The 15,920-nt window shown below is 60.4% G+C and carries 17 protein-coding genes; 13 read left to right on the top strand and 4 right to left on the bottom strand.

Features of this window, described 5'->3' with window-relative positions:
• Positions 1–35: 35 nt before the first annotated feature.
• The 3 genes from I6E52_RS01140 to I6E52_RS01130 all read left to right on the top strand — a co-directional run bounded on the left by I6E52_RS01140 (position 36) and on the right by I6E52_RS01130 (position 2,752).
• On the top strand, positions 36–1,046 hold the full coding sequence (locus I6E52_RS01140; RefSeq protein ID WP_197154326.1) for an ATP-binding cassette domain-containing protein: 1,011 nt from the start codon (positions 36–38) through the stop codon (positions 1,044–1,046).
• The gene (locus I6E52_RS01135) at positions 1,043–1,888 is read left to right on the top strand and encodes an ABC transporter permease (protein ID WP_197154324.1); all 846 of its coding nucleotides are present in this window, start codon (positions 1,043–1,045) and stop codon (positions 1,886–1,888) included. Before I6E52_RS01140 ends, I6E52_RS01135 begins: the two co-directional genes overlap by 4 nt.
• Positions 1,889–2,065: 177 nt before the next feature.
• Positions 2,066–2,752: a GDSL-type esterase/lipase family protein gene (locus tag I6E52_RS01130; RefSeq protein ID WP_231601837.1), complete on the top strand. Its 687-nt coding sequence runs from the start codon at positions 2,066–2,068 to the stop codon at positions 2,750–2,752.
• Between the two features lie 17 nt (positions 2,753–2,769).
• On the opposite strand, the gene I6E52_RS01125 is transcribed toward I6E52_RS01130, so the two are convergent.
• The gene (locus I6E52_RS01125) at positions 2,770–3,495 is read right to left on the bottom strand and encodes a LysR substrate-binding domain-containing protein (RefSeq protein WP_197154319.1); all 726 of its coding nucleotides are present in this window, start codon (positions 3,493–3,495) and stop codon (positions 2,770–2,772) included.
• 37 nt (positions 3,496–3,532) lie between these two features.
• Here I6E52_RS01125 and I6E52_RS01120 point away from each other — a divergent pair, with 37 nt between their 5' ends.
• The 5 genes from I6E52_RS01120 (at position 3,533) to I6E52_RS01100 (ending at position 8,680) form a co-directional block, all read left to right on the top strand.
• Positions 3,533–3,895, top strand: a complete 363-nt coding sequence (locus I6E52_RS01120) for a DUF5997 family protein (protein WP_197125257.1) — start codon at positions 3,533–3,535, stop codon at positions 3,893–3,895.
• 123 nt (positions 3,896–4,018) lie between these two features.
• Positions 4,019–5,182 carry a GAF domain-containing protein gene (locus I6E52_RS01115; RefSeq protein ID WP_231601725.1) on the top strand — a complete coding sequence of 388 codons (1,164 nt, stop codon included), beginning with the start codon at positions 4,019–4,021 and terminating at the stop codon, positions 5,180–5,182.
• A 51-nt stretch (positions 5,183–5,233) separates the two neighbouring features.
• The gene (locus I6E52_RS01110) at positions 5,234–5,983 is read left to right on the top strand and encodes a DarT ssDNA thymidine ADP-ribosyltransferase family protein (protein ID WP_197124759.1); all 750 of its coding nucleotides are present in this window, start codon (positions 5,234–5,236) and stop codon (positions 5,981–5,983) included.
• Positions 5,984–6,004: 21 nt separating this feature from the next.
• Positions 6,005–7,324 carry a GNAT family N-acetyltransferase gene (locus tag I6E52_RS01105; RefSeq protein ID WP_197154317.1) on the top strand — a complete coding sequence of 440 codons (1,320 nt, stop codon included), beginning with the start codon at positions 6,005–6,007 and terminating at the stop codon, positions 7,322–7,324.
• 57 nt (positions 7,325–7,381) lie between these two features.
• The gene (locus I6E52_RS01100) at positions 7,382–8,680 is read left to right on the top strand and encodes a M18 family aminopeptidase (RefSeq protein ID WP_197154315.1); all 1,299 of its coding nucleotides are present in this window, start codon (positions 7,382–7,384) and stop codon (positions 8,678–8,680) included.
• Between the two features lie 101 nt (positions 8,681–8,781).
• Here the strand turns inward: I6E52_RS01100 and I6E52_RS01095 are convergent, their stop codons facing one another.
• Entirely contained in the window at positions 8,782–9,303 is a 522-nt protein-coding gene (locus tag I6E52_RS01095) for an RNase H family protein (RefSeq protein WP_197154313.1), read from the bottom strand.
• 126 nt (positions 9,304–9,429) lie between these two features.
• On the opposite strand from I6E52_RS01095, the gene I6E52_RS01090 reads away from it, so the two are divergent.
• Together I6E52_RS01090 and I6E52_RS01085 are read left to right on the top strand one after the other, a co-directional pair.
• Positions 9,430–10,203, top strand: coding sequence for an ABC transporter ATP-binding protein (locus tag I6E52_RS01090; RefSeq protein WP_197154311.1), 774 nt, complete (start codon positions 9,430–9,432; stop codon positions 10,201–10,203).
• Positions 10,185–11,756 (top strand): transporter, encoded by a 1,572-nt coding sequence (locus I6E52_RS01085; RefSeq protein WP_197154309.1) that lies wholly within the window; start codon positions 10,185–10,187, stop codon positions 11,754–11,756. The genes I6E52_RS01090 and I6E52_RS01085 overlap by 19 nt, the downstream gene beginning before the upstream one ends.
• Before the next feature lie 116 nt (positions 11,757–11,872).
• Here the strand turns inward: I6E52_RS01085 and I6E52_RS01080 are convergent, their stop codons facing one another.
• Positions 11,873–12,157, bottom strand: coding sequence for a GNAT family N-acetyltransferase (locus tag I6E52_RS01080; protein ID WP_197154307.1), 285 nt, complete (start codon positions 12,155–12,157; stop codon positions 11,873–11,875).
• A gap of 11 nt (positions 12,158–12,168) precedes the next feature.
• Entirely contained in the window at positions 12,169–12,654 is a 486-nt protein-coding gene (locus I6E52_RS01075) for a glutathione peroxidase (RefSeq protein ID WP_197154305.1), read from the bottom strand.
• Positions 12,655–12,776: 122 nt separating this feature from the next.
• On the opposite strand from I6E52_RS01075, the gene I6E52_RS01070 reads away from it, so the two are divergent.
• From I6E52_RS01070 to I6E52_RS01060, 3 genes are all read left to right on the top strand, one after another.
• Positions 12,777–13,715, top strand: a complete 939-nt coding sequence (locus I6E52_RS01070) for a DnaJ domain-containing protein (protein ID WP_197154302.1) — start codon at positions 12,777–12,779, stop codon at positions 13,713–13,715.
• A 101-nt stretch (positions 13,716–13,816) separates the two neighbouring features.
• Positions 13,817–15,085, top strand: coding sequence for an APC family permease (locus I6E52_RS01065; RefSeq protein WP_197154300.1), 1,269 nt, complete (start codon positions 13,817–13,819; stop codon positions 15,083–15,085).
• 38 nt (positions 15,086–15,123) lie between these two features.
• A complete protein-coding gene (locus I6E52_RS01060) occupies positions 15,124–15,840 on the top strand; it encodes an endonuclease/exonuclease/phosphatase family protein (protein ID WP_197156847.1) in 717 nt (238 codons plus the stop codon).
• The last annotated feature ends 80 nt before the right edge of the window (positions 15,841–15,920 follow it).

Here is a 15,920-nt window from a genome sequence, read left to right as displayed (position 1 = left end):
TTTGCGATGTCGTTGCCATGTTCTAGCGTTACCCCGTGAGTTATATCGAAGCAGTAGATCTCAAGAAAACGTATACGCCTAAGGGCGCAGCCCCGGTGCATGCCCTCGACGGTCTCAATTTGGAGGTTCCCCAGGGCACAGTAACGGCTCTGCTTGGCCCGAATGGTGCTGGCAAGACGACCACCGTCAAGGTGCTGACTACCCTCATCCGCCCCGATTCAGGTTCAGCGACTATCAACGGTGTCGATGTCATCGCTTCCCCCGAGCGCATCCGCCCCATGATTGGTGTCTCCGGGCAGTATGCCGCTGTCGATGAGAACCTCACTGGTTTTGAGAATCTCGACATGGTCGGTCGGCTCTATCACCTCGGTGCCAAGCAATCTCGCGAGCGGGCACGCGAACTCATCACCCTCTTCGATCTCACCGAAGCCCAAAATCGTCCCGTCAAAGGGTTCTCCGGCGGCATGCGTCGCCGCATTGACCTTGCCGGTGCCCTTGTTATGCGCCCACCGGTGCTCTTTCTCGACGAGCCAACCACCGGTCTCGACCCGCGCAGCCGAATTGGCATGTGGGATGTCATTACAACGCTCGTGGGGGAGGGCACCACTGTGCTGCTCACCACCCAGTACCTCGAAGAGGCCGACCAGCTTGCCGACAGCATTTCGGTCATCGACGACGGCAAAGTCATTGCCCAGGGCACCTCCGATGAGCTCAAAGCATCCATCGGCGGCCAGCGCGTCGAAGTGAGCTTGGTGTCACTGGATGACGCGGCCGCCGCCCACGAGATTCTCACTCGTTTCGGCAGCACCGAACCTGCCGTGAGTCTCGACGGCCGCGGCCTAACCGTAAACGCGGAAGATGCTCCCGCCGCGCTGCAGCTGATTCTCACGGAGTTCGCGAGCCGCGGCATCCAGCTCTACGACGCCGGAATGCGTCGCCCCACTCTCGACGATGTGTTCTTGAAGCTCACCGGCCACACGGCAAGCGCCGACGAAACCGACACTGATACGACGGATGCAGCACCAGCACAGAAGGCACAGAAATGACCGCCACAACACCCACGACAGCACCAACCCCGACCACCACGTCATCGATCATGAACTGGCTGAATGACGGTTGGATCACCACCCGTCGCAACCTCATCAAGATCAAACGTGTGCCCGACATCTTGGTCTTCACGACATTGCAGCCGATCATGTTCGTACTGCTCTTCACCTATGTCTATGCCGGCGTGATCGATATTCCCGGCAGCACGTACAAAGAGTTCATCATGGCCGGCATCTTTGCTCAGACGGTGGTGTTCGGGTCAACCTATTCGGGCTCGGCAATGGCTCAAGATCTCAAAGACGGCATCATCGATCGCTTCCGCACTTTGCCGATGAGTCCCTCCGCGGTCTTGGTCGGTCGCACCAACGGTGATCTACTCATCAACTCGCTTTCGATGATCGTCATGATGGCAACAGGCCTGATCGTCGGATGGCGCATCAAGTCAAGTCCATTCGAAGCGATCGCTGCGATCGCTCTGCTTTTGCTCTTTGCTTACGCACTCTCTTGGGTGATGGCGTTTATTGGAATGAGCGTGCGCAGCCCAGAGGTCATTAACAACGTCTCGTTCTTGGTGCTCTTTCCGCTGACATTCATCTCCAACGCCTTCGTCCCTGCCGAAACCCTTCCCGGACCACTGCGCACCTTCGCTGAGTTGAATCCCGTGTCAGCCCTCGTGCAGGCCGCCCGCGAGTTGTTCGGCAACACCCCCGCTGGGGCCGTGCAGTCCGATGTGTGGTCCCAACAGCACCCCGTTCTTACGGTGCTGATCGGCATAGTGGTGATGCTCGCCATCTTCGTTCCGCTCGCGATACGCAAGTTCGCGAGCATCAGCACGCGCTGAGCGTGAGAGCGCGACCACTCGCGAATAACCTAGGAAGTGCGCTTCAACGGTGCTAAGGTTCCGATACCTAGAGACGCCCCACCGCCGGGGTATTTGCGCCACGATTAACCTCCGGGGCGCACTCCGACATCGCCCGAAACGGAGTTCGAGATGTTCGCCAGCCTTGGACATGTCGTGATGAAATTTTTCATGCTCACGTGGGTCTATACCTCTCCTCATTCGTGGCGCGGACTGCCGAAACCGGAGGCTGGCCCACCCGTGCTTGCAGACGGACCCCACGTCCAGAAGGTTATGCTGTGCGGCTCCGGAATCGTCGTGGGATACGGGGTTGCGTCTCACGAACTTGCCCTTGGGGGATCGCTAGCTCGCTCGCTCGCCGCTCTGACAGGTCAGGGTATCGAAGTTGCTACGGTCACGGGTGCTCGGCTGACAACACGCGAGGCGCAAGCAAAGATCGCAGTGAGCGACCTCGCCGACGTTAAAGCGGTCGTGTTGTCCTTCGGTGTCTTCGAGGCACTTACTTTCACACCGGCTCGCACGTGGGGACGCGACCTGGCACGGCTCGCCGATTTTCTACTTGAGAACTCCGCACCCGATGTCGGAGTGTTCATTTTGGGATGCGTGCCGCCCAAAATGTCTCGCTTTCCCGCTAGCTATCAACGCCGCATCCAAACGATGACCGAGCGCTACAACACGGAAATTGAGCGGTTGGTGGCACACCGCGAGCAAGCCCACTATGTGCACTTCTCGCCACCCATCGAAGACCCCGAGGCAATCGACGGTCGTCAGAGCTATCGGGCCTGGGCCGACTCTATGGCCCCGGACATCGCGGAATTCATTCTGAGCGACTCGGTCAGCGAATAGTCGCAGACCTTACGTCGTTAACCCTTGCGAGGTTGGGGGCGGAAGCTCTTCGCGCGCGCGGGGCGTTTCGCCGCACTTTTGCCGTTATGCGTGCGCCCCGATGAACGAGCACCGGAACCCTTCTTGTTTCCGCTTCCCGATTTTTGGGTTGCCCGGCTCGGGGGAGCGTCCTCGGCAGCATCGTTGGCGGCGGCGGTTCCGCGTGAGCTGCGGGCGGTGCGTCCTCGCACAATTCCGATGAACTCTTCCACGAGAGGGTCGACAGAACCATCGCGCCAGACCACCGCAACGCGCCATTCTGGGCCGTCGTCGAGCATCCGAGCAACAACGTCTTTGCGGGTGAGCGCTCGAGCCACCGCTTGAGGCAATACAGCAACTCCCACATTGGCAGCGACGAGCTCGACCGCATCGCGCCAGTCTCCGCGAATAACGTTCTCGGCTTCTAGCCCTGAGAGAGCAAGCGAATCAAGCGCTTCGATGGCATGCCCCTTGGGAACAACAACGACGGCGCGCTCTGTGTAGAGCGGAATAGCGGCGAGTGGGCGGTCACTGTTTTCAGCGCGATCGACAGGAAGGCGCAGCAAGGCGACATCAGCAGTGCCCGCCCGCAGCATGTCGAGGGCGGCGTCCTGCTCGGCCGCAACAAGGTCGAGAGTCGTCTCGGGCAGGCGTTCGTTCCAGACGCGAGCCCACTTACCGGGAGTCGCTCCGAGCACAAAAGCGACTGTGAATGGTGAAGACATGTCTTCAGGTTAGTCTTGGGGGGTGCCAGTCCAGACCATGAAGCCCGCAACCGTCGCCAAAAAGCTGGGGATTTACCTCCCCGCCGCCCCGGAAGAGTTCCGCGATTCCGAGATCAGCCGCGAACAGTTCGCAGAATTGCTCGCCACTCCGCCGGAGTGGCTCACGCAGTTGCGTGCAGAAGGACCGCACCCTCGCCAAGTAGTAGCGCAAAAGCTCGGCGTTTCGACCTCGGGACTTGCCCGCGCTGGCGCGCCCGACGTGATGACCTCGGAAGAGATCAAGGCGCTTCTTGTCGAAATGCCTGCGTGGCTCGTTGAGGAACGTGCGGTTCACGCCGCTGTCAACAACGAGAACGCGCGGATCAAGACGGAACGCGCGGCCAAGGCAGCTCGCAAATAATTTCTAGTTTTCCTCATTCCCGCTGGTATTGAATAGTTTTCAGATCTATACTCGGAAACTTGAGGGTGCCCGTGTCTGGGCGTTCGGGTGGGGAATTGATTGCTACGTAGCTATGCTGCGCTATTGGCGTGGCCAATAATCACACTGTGGCTTGCGGTGAAGCCACAACGCTGGCGTGCGCTCACTCTGCCCGTTGATGACCCCCGCGTCGAAGCGATTGGGCCTGATCCTGATCGCGTACTCCTTCTCGGTCCCGGCAAATCGTCGGGCTATGGCGTGCATACGCATGAGCTCGGACTCGGCGGTCATCTCGCTCGAGAACTGTCAGCCCTGACCCAGCGCGGCTGCAGCGTCGACATTGTTTCTGACCCTTCGATGTCTGCCGCTGATACCGGAGTCGTCATCCGTTGGGCAAACCTTGAACGATATGACGCCCTTGTGCTCACGCTCGGCGGGGGAGATGCCCTGCGTTTCCGGTCCCTTTTCGCTTGGCGGAGGGATATCACTGACCTGATGAACACGATCGAAGAGTGCGGTGGCGGCGCCATGCACACGTTCATTGTTGGCGTAGCGCCGCTCGACGAATTCGTGTCGCTTCCCGCTCCGTTACTCCGCATCGTCAACCACAATGTCGCCAATCTCAACGCGATTAGTCAGCAGTTGTGCTCTACTCGCCCAGGAGCAACCTTCGTGCCTGCCACGGCATCCGCGGGAAACACTCGGGTGTTGCTCGATAGCCCCACCTACGAGCACTGGGCACGCACGCTTGCCCCCGCCGTTGCGCGTTCTCTCACTGCCGTGGCTGTGCCTCCCGCTGAACGCCCCGGTTCGATCGTCGCTCCGGCAGCATTTGAGAGTTCAACACTCACCCGCAAGACGGTGTCGACATCGTTAGCGACAATCATGCATTCTGCGCGAGTTCTCTTTGGAACCGCCGGCGCCGCCATCACCTTCCATGATCAAGACGCCCACTGGTTCACGTCGATATCAGGCGTTGGCTCTATGCAACGCGATGAAGCGGGAGCATTCTGCAGTGCAGCTTTCACTGATCGTGGTCTTGTCGTTTTGGAAGACACCCTGAACGACGAACGATTTGCCGACCATCCATGGGTTGTTGAAGGTCCACGCATCAGGTTTTACGCTGGCTACCCGGTCGCAGCCCCCAACGGCGACATCGTCGGCGCCGTGTGTATCTTCGATACCGGACCGCGCCGCTTCGATCCCAGCTACGAAACACTGCTTCGCGAACTCGCTCATCGTGCAGAGACGGCGATACGCAGCCGATAATTGCCGTACCTTGGATACGGAGGTCATTTCTGAACTCCGAGAAAGGCTCCAATGTCTGGCACTGAGTGCATCCACGGCTTCGAAAACGGTCTCTGCGATTCCTGCTTTCCCAAGGCTGTCCCTGTCAAGCCGGTAACGCGTGCCACTACCTCTTCTCGCACTAAGCGAGTTCCCGGCACTCCGCGCGCGTCGAGCGCGAAGGTCCCGTCGTTGTCGGACCAACGTGTCTATCACGTCACGCACATCAGCAACTTGGAGAGCATCCTCCGCGAGGGTCAGCTTGTCGCTGCTGCGTCAATTGAGGATGCGATTCTCGACATCAGTTCGCCCTTGACCCGCGAGCTTCGCGGCGCAGCATCGCTCAGCACCGGCGAGCCCGTTGACCGCTACGTTCCGTTCAGCTTGGTGCCAGAGTCCGCAGCCTGGCGTGAACTGCGTGCCGGAGCATCGGAACCGCGCTGGTCAGATGCGGCCCGCACTGCAACCCCCACAGATTTCGTGTTCCTCGTCAGCACCGTTCGCGCTCTCGGCGAGGATGCCGTTCTGGCCGATGGCGATGCCGCAGCAAGCCTGACTCGCTTTGCCACAGACGAAAAAGCCATCACTCGGATGCTCGGCAACCTGCGCGCCGATGAGCTCACCGACGACGCTGAGGTTCTTATTCACGGCTCCTTCGCTTTCGATGATGTGCAACTCGTCGGAGTCGCGAGCGATAAAGCTCGCGAGCGTGTGAAGTCACTCCTCGATGGCGCCTCGTTTAAGACGAAGGTGGCTGTGTATCCACCATGGTTCATTCAGTAAAGTTCGCGGTACCGTTGGTGCATGACCAACGACTTTTCGCTTCACCCTGTTGATCTCACGTCGGCTGCGGCCATTGCCGCAAGCGGATTGCGCTACGACTTAGTCGATACGTCGAACCGTGCCGCATTCGAAGCCTGGTTTCAAGCGGATTCCCGTGGTTTTCACGGTCCGTCCATGTCAAAAGAACAGGTTGATTCCAATTTTGCCGGCGTGACGTATCGCCGCACGATCGGTGTGTGGGATGACCGCTTGGTCGCCCCTGAAGTTCCTGTCGCGACAACAAGCTCCTGGACCGAGCAACTCACCGTTCCGGGCGGGCAGAGTATTGATGCGTGGGCTATCAGCTCCGTCACTGTCTCGCCGACGCATCGTCGCCGTGGCATCGCGCGTTCGCTTCTCGAAGGGGAATTGCGCTCGGCGGCTGCGATGGGGCTGCCCATGGCGATGCTCACCGTGTCGGAGTCGACGATCTACGGCCGTTTCGGATTCGGTCAAGCCGTGTTCGCTGCTGATCTTACGATCGATACGACTCGGGCTTCGCTCGTGGCTCATGAGCGCCGTGGCACTCTGCAGCACGTCTCGCCAACCGTGTTCGTCAGTGAAGCCCCGCCAGTCTTTGAGCGCATCCGTCTCGCCACGCCAGGACAAATTAAGGTGTGGCCGCTGCGCTGGGAGCAGATGGCCGGCACTGCGCCCGGCGATGAGGAGTACACCAAGAACACCCGCGTGGTGCGATTCGATGACGAGAGCGGAACACCGCGCGGATTCGTGGTGTATCGCGTGAAGGGCGGCGGAGCCGACTTCACCCACCACAAGCTCACGGTCGACTACCTGCTGGCTGAGACCCCCGAGGCCTACGAGGCCTTGTGGCGTTTTGTGCTTGAGGTCGACCTCGTGCGTGAGGTGAAAGCCGAATTGCGCTCTATTGACGAACCGCTGCTGTGGCTGCTGTCCGACATGCGTGCCGCTCAGGTTTCCCCGATCGATCACTTGTGGTTGCGCATCCTTGATGTGCCCGCGTCTCTCACCGCCCGTACGTATTCGGGGGCCGCCGAGCTCGGTTTTGATGTCAGCGATGACCTCGGCTTCGCCCACGGCCGCTTTGTGCTCTCGACAGATGAGGGTGGGATGCCGCAGGTGCGTCCGGTAGAAGAGTTTCCCGCCACGATTGCTTCAGTTGCGCTCTCGGTCAATGAACTCAGCTCGCTGTATCTCGGTGGAGTCACCGTGTCAGCGCTGGTTGCTGCCGGCCGCATTACGGAATTGACCGAAGGCGCTGCGGCGGTGGTGGAGCGTGTATTCCACGCGCCGACGACACCGTGGTTGAGCATCTGGTTCTAGCCATCACTCGTGCGCTGCTGGGCGCTGCTCACGGCGAACAGTGCGAGAATGATTCCCATGACTGCTGCCCTGAATCATGTCCACGATCTTGCCTCTTTTGTTTCCGCATCACCGTCGTCTTTTCACGCCGTAGCGGAGGCTGCGCGCCGCTTACGTGACGCCGGTTTCAGCGAATTGCACGAGGCTGATGACTGGAATGGGGCGCGCACTCGCAAGGCAGCGAAGTACTTCGTGATCCGCGACGGTGCGATTGCGGCATGGATTCAGCCAACGAAGGCTACCGGCACGACGCCGTTCCGCATCCTTGGGGCCCACACTGATTCGCCAAGCTTCAAGCTCAAGCCGAAGCCGACCACCGGCTCCGAAGGTGTTCTTCAAGCCGGTGTTGAGGTCTATGGCGGCCCGCTGCTCAACTCGTGGCTTGACCGTGAGCTTGAGTTTGCCGGCCGGGTTACGTTCCGTGATGGCAGCACTGAGCTTGTGCGCACCGGTCCGTTGCTGCGTTTTCCGCAGCTCGCCATCCACCTTGATCGTGGCGTCAATGACAAGCTCACTCTCAAGCGCCAAGCGCACATGAACCCGATGTTTGGTTTGGGCGAGCGCGATGATGCCGATGTTCTCGGTCATCTCGCCTCAATTCTGTCGTCGAAGGCAAAGAATCGCTCTGCCGAGGACATCGACGGCTACGACATTGTGGTTGCGGACACCGCGGCTCCCGCAGTCTTTGGCCTCGATGATGCGCTCTTCGCCTCCGGTCGTCTCGACAATCTGTCGTCAGTGCACGCCGGTCTCGTCGCTCTGCTCGCTCTCGACACCAAGCTCGATCACATTCCGCTGTTCGTCGCGTTCGACCATGAAGAAATTGGTTCGGCATCACGCTCAGGTGCTGGCGGGCCGTTCCTCGCCGACCTCATTTCCCGCATCAGTGCTGGTTTGGGCGGTTCCGAAACGGATCGGATGCGTGCCGTCGCTGAATCCTGGTGCCTGTCGTCGGATGCCGGCCACGCCGCGCACCCGAACTACCCCGAGCGTCACGATCCCGCCAACCGTCCGCGTCTCGGTGGGGGACCACTACTCAAGATCAACGCGAACCAGCGCTATGCCACCGATGCGCTCGGCGCTGCGGAGTGGGCTCGCGCGTGCCGTCAGGCTGGCGTTGAGTACCAAGAGTTCGTGTCGAACAACGACATGCCGTGTGGCTCCACCATCGGGCCCATTACGGCCACCCGGTTGGGCATCCGGACGATTGATGTTGGACTCCCATTGCTCTCGATGCACTCCGCTCGCGAATTGTGCGGCGTCGCTGACCCGCTCGCGTTGAGCTCAGCAATCGCCGCTTTCTTCTCACCCGAGTAAGTCGGGCGCCCGGAGCCCCAAGCTCGGCTGCACCGGCGGCGCACTCATGCGGTACCACCGCTGATCGCCGCTGATCGCCACGCTGTCAAAGCCGCGACAGATTAGAACAGGGGAGCGATCTCGTCGCTTGCGCCCGGCAGGCTGGCGTCACTCGCGGTGGCTCCGGGATAACCCGGGCCCGCGGGGCAGACCGAGCCACGCTGGAACGCCTCGGCGGCGCCACGAGCTCGGACATCCGCGGCCTCATTCAGCGGATGCCCCACGTGACCTCGAACCCATTCGAAGCGGTAGCGGCGGCCAGCGATGGCATCATCGATCTGCTTGATGAGGTCGACGTTCATGACGGGCTTGCCGTCACCTTTGCGCCAGCCCTTTTTCTTCCACCCGGGCATCCATTTGGTGATGGAGTTAATGACGTATTGGCTGTCGCACAAAATCAAAAGATCGTCGTCGACATGGGCCGTCGCGCGGAACAACTGCAGCACCGCCATGAGCTCGCCCTGGTTGTTGGTGGCGTGATCCCAGCCGCCAGCTGCCCAGGTGTTGTCGTCGACGTACCACGCCCATCCGGCTGGCCCGGGGTTGCCGAGCGCCGATCCGTCAGCAGCAGCAGTAATCGTCATAACAACCTTTCGAAGAACTCGCGGAGTGAGAGAACTGCCGCGTCCTATCGACTCTAGTAGCTGGTTATCACCACAGATTCTGCGGCACACACCTCTCTGAGGACGAATCGGTTTTAGGGTAGTACCGTGCCCGAAAACCCCACTCTCGTTCCTGCGCTTGAAATAAGCGGACTTACCAAGCGTTTTGGTGAGAAACTCGCCGTCAATGCTGTCGATCTCACTGTTCCTCGTGGGTCTTTTTTCGGCCTTGTTGGCCCCAACGGTGCTGGCAAGACTACGACGCTCTCGATGGCCACGGGCCTTCTCCGGCCCGATGCTGGCACGGTTTCGGTGCACGGACTTGATGTGTGGAGCAACCTCGTCGAGGCGAAGAAACGCATCGGCGTCTTGAGCGATGGTGTTCGCCTCTTTGACCGGCTAACGGGCCTTCAACTGGTCACCTACGCGGGCCTCTTGAGTGGCATGGACCGTGCCGTGGTCGCCGAACGCGCCGCTGATCTTCTCGAACTGTTCGACCTCGATGCCGTGAGCGGCACTCTCGTCGTCGATTACTCCGCAGGGATGACCAAGAAGATCGCTCTCGCCTGCGCGCTGATCCACGCTCCGCAGTTGCTCGTACTCGATGAACCTTTCGAATCTGTTGACCCCGTATCCGGCGCCAACATCCGAGACATCTTGCACGGCTTCGTCGAGTCTGGTGGAACCGTCATCGTCTCCAGCCATGCCATGGATTTGGTCCAGCGCATGTGCGACCATGTCGCCGTAATCGCCGATGGCCGGGTACTGGCATCCGGAACAACGGATGAAGTACGGGGCTCCTCGACGCTCGAAGACCGCTTTGTGGAGCTCGTCGGCGGACGTCGTCATGGAAAGGGCCCCGAGTGGTTGCGCATCTCGTAAGACTGCGATTCAGGCTGCTTGCCAACGCCCTCACGCGTAGTCCTTGGCAGGCGGTTGCTGTGGTGCTCGGCACGGTCTACGGCATGTTCATGCTGTTCCTCGTGGTCGTCGGCCTCCTCTTTCTCAGTTCTGCTCCCGACAGTCTTGGCCGCACCGTCAGCGTCGTTGGCGGCGCCATCCTGGTATTGGGATGGACATTCCTTCCGCTGCTGAGTTCGGGCATCGACGAAACGGTAGACCCGGCACGGCTTGCGACTTTCCCTATCCCCATCACTACGTTGCTGCTGGCTCTCGCCGTCAGCGGTGTTCTTGGGGTCCCCGGAATCATCACCACCCTGGCCGCTCTTGCAACGAGTCTGGTGTGGTGGCAAACGCCCCTCATCGCGATCGTCGCGCTGCTCTGTGCCGCCATCGGCGCCCTCACGTGCGTCGTAGGATCACGGATGCTTGCCGCCCTCACGGTGCGAATCTCCTCGGGGCGTCGAGCTCGCGAAGCAAAGACAGTGCTTGTGTTGATCCCGCTCTTGCTGCTCGGCCCGGCAATTCTCGCGCTGTCCACACTTTTTCGTGAGCTTCGAACGGTGCTTCCCATCATCGCCGACGTGGTGGCATGGACGCCGTTCGGGGCGATTTGGGCTGTTCCTGGCGATCTGGCTATCGGGCGGCCGGGCACAGCAGTGCTGCACGCCCTCATCGGCATCGGCACGCTCATCGCAGCGACCGTGGTGTGGCGCTGGGCGCTGGATCGCGCCCTCGAGCGCCCCGCCACTTCGACGTCCTTCAGTCGCACCCAACGCGGACTCGGCTGGTTCGCCATCTTCTCCGGCACGCCAACGGGCGCGGTGGCCGCTCGCGCCCTCACCTATTGGGCGCGCGACCCGCGCTACGCACAATCGCTCATTAGCGTGCCGCTCGTTCCCGCAATTGTCTTCTTCTATAGCGGCGCGAGCGGTGATCTCAGCGGTTTGCTCTTCGTTGGCCCTATCGTCGCGGTGCTGCTCGGGATGTCCATTTACACCGATGTCTCTTACGACAACACGGCATTCAGCCTCCACTTACAATCTGGTGTCAGCGGCCGCGCCGATCGGTGGGGGAGAGTCATTGCCGTGAGCGTTTTCGCTCTGCCCACAACCATCATCCTGACGGTTGCGAGTGTCTGGGTCAGTGATAGTTGGGAACGATTGGTCGGGATGCTCGGCATCTCCCTCGGCCTCTTCATCACCGGCCTGGCACTGTCGTCACTTGTTTCCGGACGATTCGCGTTTGCTGTGCCCGCCCCCGGAGACAATCCATTCAAGTCCCGCCCCGGCGGGGGCTTCACCCTCATGCTCTCGATGTTCGCATCGTGGACCGCACTGGCGCTCTTGGCTCTTCCCGAAATGGTGCTCGCCATCATCGGCTTCGCAACGTTCAACCAGTCACTCGGCTGGATCTCTCTCGCCGTCGCACTCGTGCTGGGAGGCACGCTGCTGATCATCGGGGTGCGCTGGGGCGGAAAGCTGCTCGATGACAACGGGCCAGAGATGCTCGTACAACTTCAACGTCAGAAGTAGCAGACCATCGCTCGGATCGTCGGCGCCTCACGAGATTCGGCGCCTCGCGAGAGTCGCCACCTCGCGAGAGTCGGCACCTCACGAGAGTCGGCACCTCGCGAGAATTGCCGGGCAGGCTAACGCGTCAGCAGCTCGGCCCGCTGGGGGTTCGCTTCGAACCAATCGGAAACGTACCAGCACATGGGCAGCACGCGCAGCACTGAATTCACTTCGACATCATCGACCGCGAACTTCACGAGTTGGGCGGCGTAGCCCTTGCCGCGGTGGGCGGGCTGGGTATACGTGTGATTGAAAGAGATAGAAGATCCGTTGGTGCGATAGTCCGCAACCGCGACGAGTGCGTCATCAACTTTCATGACGTAACGCGCAGCATCCTTCTCATGCAGAAACTCTGTAGCCATAACTCTCTACCCTAGGCCGGAAGTGCCGCTTCGATGGCACCAACGATGGCCGGGTCATCCGGAACCACCGTCGGGCGAAAACGAGTGACATCGTTGCCGGGCGTGACGAGAAACTTTTCGAAGTTCCACGCGACGCGGCCGGCTTTACCCGAACCATCCGCGGTCTTCTTGAGTTCGGCGTACAAGGGGTGGGCTGACTTGCCGTTGAGCTTGACCTTCTCGAACATGGGGAACGTGACACCCCACGTTGTAGAGCAGTACTCCGCAATCGCTTCTTCAGAGCTCAGCTCCTGCAAGAACTGGTTGCTGGGAAAGCCCAAGACAGTGAAACCACGATCGCCATATGTCTTCTGCAGTTGCTCCAACTGCGCGTACTGCGGCGACAAACCACAGCGCGATGCAACGTTAACGATGAGCACCACTTTGTCTTGATATTCCGCCAGCGTTGTCTGGCTGCCATCAATCGTGGTGAGGGGGATGTCTCTAAGTTCGGTCACTACTCAAAACTACGCCTGCAGTCTGAACGCGCGCCGACGACATTCCGAATGTTGCCAGCGAGGATCGGTAGCATGGGAGTTTCCCCACTTCCGCATTCGTGCGGTTCACCGAAAGTGAGTTCATGCCGGATAGCCCCCTGTCAGCAAGCGCGTACGAGGTGCTTGGTGTTGAGGCGTCGGCATCGGAGTCTGAGCTGAAGAAAGCATTTCGGCGGGCACTACGGGAGACACATCCCGACACCGGGGGAGACCCTACGCGTTTTGCTGCCGTTCAGGATGCCTGGGAGCGTGTCGGAACGCCAGAGAAGCGGCGAAGCTACGATGCCGGTTCCGCTTCGCACTCGCGCTCTGCCTCAGGGAATTCCTCCTCGTTCTCGTCGCGCGGCTCAGCACCATCGCGAGAGGACTCTCGCCCACGCGCCCGCACTCACGGTCACCCAGGAGGCTGGCGCCGAGAACGCTTCCTCGCCGGCATGCGTGAATGGGCAGGCCGGGGCGTCTCACTTGATGACCCGTACGATCCCGCACTCGTACGCAGCGCTCCGCGAGAGATTCGCCGAACTCTTGCCGATGCCCTTGCCGAAGAAGCCACCGCGCGAACGGTGAGTGCTCTCGGAATTGGCTTCACCATTTGGCACGATGTCTCGACCGGCCCGCCCGAGCGCAAGATTGATCACGTTGTGCTTGGCCCGACCGGTCTCTACGCGATCCTCTCCGAAGACTTCGGTGGGCCGGTGAAAGTGCGGCGCGGTGAACTCATCGGGCCAGCCGTTCAGCCCGAGAAACCAATGCACGAACTTGCCTCGCGCGCGAAAACCCTCAGTCGGCAGCTGAAAGTAAATTTCACGTGCTTCGTGATCGTGGTGCCCGATGACGCACTCGCTCAGCCCCAAGAGTCACTCGGCACCGTCAAGGGGCAACCCGCTGTTGTCGTGCGTCAGAGTGTGCTCGCGCACCTGCTTCGCACCGGCCCTGAGTCCACCCGCGGGCGCCAAATTGGCGGCAACGAACTCTTTGACGTTCGTACTCGACTGTCGAACGGCATCCGCTTCGTCGAATAGCGAACTACTAGGTCAGTGTTTCACTGGCCGACACCGAGCGTTCACCCACGGCAGGAGTTGCACGCCGCTGACAGCATTCACCACGGGAGTAGGGTGAAGTTGTGAACACAAACGCCACGCTTGCTCGGCGATTGACCACAACCGATGCGACGGTCATCGGTCTGGGCTCGATGATCGGCGCCGGTGTATTTGCTGCGTTCGTTCCCGCAGCTCAGGCAGCCGGTGCCGGGCTTCTGATCGGTCTGGGTATCGCAGCAATAGTCGCTTGGTTCAATGCGGCAGCAAGCGCGCAGCTCGCTGCCGTTTATCCCGTGGCTGGCGGCACCTACGTGTACGGTCGTGAGCGCCTTGGACCGTGGTGGGGTTACCTGGCGGGCTGGTCATTTCTTGTGGGAAAGACGGCCAGCTGTGCCGCTATGGCTCTCGTTTTCGCCGCCTACGTTGCCCCGGCTGGCTGGGAGAAGCCCGTCGCGGTTCTCGGCGTCGTCGCCCTCACTGTGGTGAACCTACTCGGCGTCACCCGCACCGCAGCGGCGACCAAGCTAATCGTGACCTTCGTGCTCGTGGTACTTGTGGGAGTACTGGTCGCTGTCGCCGCCTCACCCGTGGTGCAGCCGGTGCAAATCTCGTTTGCTCACAGCATGGATGCGTACGGCATTCTTCAGTCAGCCGGCATCCTCTTCTTTGCCTTCGCTGGCTACGCCCGAATTGCCACGCTCGGCGAAGAAGTCTCCAATCCGAGTCGCGCCATTCCGCAGGCCATCATGATCGCCTTGGCAATCACAGCAGGGCTTTACCTGATGTTGGCGATCACGATGCTGTCAGTGCTCGGTCCCGATTCTTTGGCGGCTTCTCAAGCGCCAATCGCTGATCTTCTTATCGCCTCCGGATGGGGGCGGACCACCGGCCTCATCTCGCTCACGGCGGGTGTGGCCGCGCTAGGAGCGCTGCTCGCGTTGATGGCTGGGATCGGCCGCACTACCCTCGCGATGGCGCGCAACTCTGATCTTCCGCGGTGGCTCAACGCCGTGCATCCACGCTTCAGGGTGCCTCACCGGGCGGAGTTAGCTCTCTCGGGTGTGGTGATCGCTGTTGTGCTCGTCGCGGATCTTCGCGGAACGATCGCCTTTTCGTCCTTCGGCGTTCTGCTCTACTACTTTGTGGCCAACCTTGCCGCATTTTCACAGCCTGCGATACAGCGTCGCATTCCGCGGGTTATCAATGTTCTCGGGGCACTCGCGTGCCTCGCTTTGGTCGTCACGGTTCCCGTTGCTGGTCTCGTGGTTGGAGTAATAGTCCTTATTATGGGGATTCCTGTACGTTTGCTCTCCAATCGCCAATCTCGCATACTTTCTGACCATGACGCATAGGCTGGTTCTCTCTTAAGAAAGAGGTAAATAGGTTCGTGATTCGCGTAATTAGCTACAACCTTCGCAAGCACAAGGCCGCCATCGAACTTGATGCGCTCGCTCAAACCCCTGATCTTGATGTGCTTTGCCTTCAAGAGGTCATCTCTTCTCAGCTGCCCACCGAAATTGGGGAACTGCATCTAGCAGACTCCACCAAGAACAATCGGCTCGGCCTTGCTGTCTACTACCGCCGTGATCGCTACGAGCACCGCGCCAGCCAGTCATTCGAGCTCAAGAAGTCGCTGCACGATCGCCTCTTTACTCCGACCCCCGAACGACTGGTCGGTACTCACCTTGTCGATCGCAAGACCAACGAAGACATGATCGTGGCTTCGTTTCACGCGGCTCCGTTGACCGCGCTCAACTCACTTCGCCGCAACCAGATCAAGGCTGCGCACGAAATGCTTCACACCCTCGGGTCAGGCTCGCCCATCCTCATGGTCGGTGACTACAACTACCCGATGTTCAAAGACGGTCTCACACAGCGCGTGAAGCAGACAGGGTACGACCTGTCGTTGAGCGACCGCACCACGTACACGAACTATAAGTTTTTCCGCGGACACTTCGACTTCGTCACGTCGCAGGGATTCACGATCGAGGGCGTTGAGACCCTGCGACGGGGAGTTTCCGATCACTTGCCCATCTTGGTCACCGCGTCATACGGCACCGAGAGCAAACACCGGTCAACGATGTCGGCTGAGCCGCTCGCGAGCTAACCCGCTACACAAGCGGAGATACGATGAGGGCCCGTTACGCCATGGCGTAACGGGCCCTCATCGCACTCAGCGCGTTTTCG

Source organism: Salinibacterium sp. NG253, from assembly GCF_015864945.1.
Lineage (GTDB): Bacteria > Actinomycetota > Actinomycetes > Actinomycetales > Microbacteriaceae > Rhodoglobus.
This window is presented reverse-complemented; position numbering and strand designations above follow the sequence as displayed.